Source organism: Pseudomonas sp. R62 (genome assembly GCF_000257605.1).
Classification (GTDB): Bacteria; Pseudomonadota; Gammaproteobacteria; order Pseudomonadales; family Pseudomonadaceae; genus Aquipseudomonas; species Aquipseudomonas atacamensis.
In genome coordinates, this window is sequence record NZ_JH635999.1 from 462,338 (window position 1) to 463,658 (window position 1,321).

Genomic DNA, 1,321 nt, shown 5'->3' on the forward strand with positions numbered 1-1,321 from the left:
TGAGGTTTGGGGCGCGGATGGCGTGCTTCAGGTCGATGAGAATTCGTTCACCATTCGGGTGCTGTTCTCGACACTGGTCACGTTTCCGCTTGGAGCCATCAAAGGAAATCAGGACTTCGCGGTTCCCGGCATATCGCCGGGCAACGGGACGGCAATCGTGGTGCCGATCGGCGCCTATACCGATTCTCAGATGCAGTTTGAAACGGAGGTTCTCGACGGCTTGGTGCGGGTTTATAACCACACGCGCGCCTATGCAGCGAGCTTCACATCGTCTGGCACCATGCGCTTAATCGTAATGAGGTGGGGTTGATGGCTTTTGGACTGCAATACACCAACAACACCAATACAGTGGTCATCGATTCGGAATTCGCCAGGCTGATGGTCATTTCCACAGGCCGTTTCGCGCCGACAGAAGAAGGCGGCCTAGGATCGACGACCTATTTCAGTCGGCCGGTGACATCGCAGGAGCCGCCCTTGGTGTTCGTGCGACCTGACAATGTTGGCGGTGTGGCTGGTCTGTGCCGGATGCGACTCATCGGTTCAGCGGGCAACTGGGTCGGGTTCTATGTTCGAGCGTATGACGTAAACACCGCCCAACCCAACGGCCGCTATTTTGTTGCAGCTTTCGCCGCGCAGCCGGTAGCGCAATACGGCATGCGCCTTTGGGATGGCGCGGGGAAATTACTCTTTGATTCCGGCACGCCCAACGCGACGTTCACTCGAGCCTTCCAGAACTGGAACTATGTGAAGTACGACACGACCCCCCAAGGTCTGACCCGGATCTATTACTCCGTGCCGTTCAACTTCCCGCAGAACGAATACATGCTGCTAAACAATTTCGGCATGGCCATGACGGCGGGTAGTGCTATCCCGCGCGATCTGTATTGCTGGTGGGACTTTCCTAACACCACGCTGTACGCGGTGACCGTCGCGGCTTCTAACCCGTTCGCGTTCTTCCTGCCGGCTGTCTTCGCAAAAATCGCCGTCTAATTCCATAAGGAAACACTCATGACCTGGTACAAATCAGGAACGGTATCTGTCGACCAAAATTCCAGCGCCGTGATCGGCACCGGCACTGCTTTCATCGCAAACAGTCGTGTGGGTGATGCTTTCCGGGGGCCGGACGGCAATTGGTATGAAGTCGTCAACATTGCGAGCAACACCGCGCTGGCCATCTCGCCGAACTATCAAGGGCCAACTGCGGCAGGCGGCGTGTACGCGCTGGCACCGATGGAAGGCTATGTGAAGGCGACAGCTGATGCGCTCCGGGAAGCATCCCGGCAAGTGGGCGACGCACTGGATGGCCTTGAGGAAAGTGTTC

At 57.2% G+C, this 1,321-nt stretch carries 2 protein-coding genes and 1 pseudogene; all 3 read left to right on the forward strand.

Going from position 1 to position 1,321, the window contains the following annotated elements:
• Positions 1–310 (forward strand): hypothetical protein (locus OQK_RS30540; RefSeq protein WP_038861479.1); only part of this gene is annotated, 310 nt, incomplete at its 5' end.
• Positions 310–990 (forward strand): hypothetical protein, encoded by a 681-nt coding sequence (locus OQK_RS20465; protein ID WP_016774026.1) that lies wholly within the window; start codon positions 310–312, stop codon positions 988–990. The genes OQK_RS30540 and OQK_RS20465, both read left to right, overlap by 1 nt.
• A gap of 18 nt (positions 991–1,008) precedes the next feature.
• A pseudogene (locus OQK_RS20470) lies at positions 1,009–1,321 on the forward strand (hypothetical protein); the annotation flags it as partial.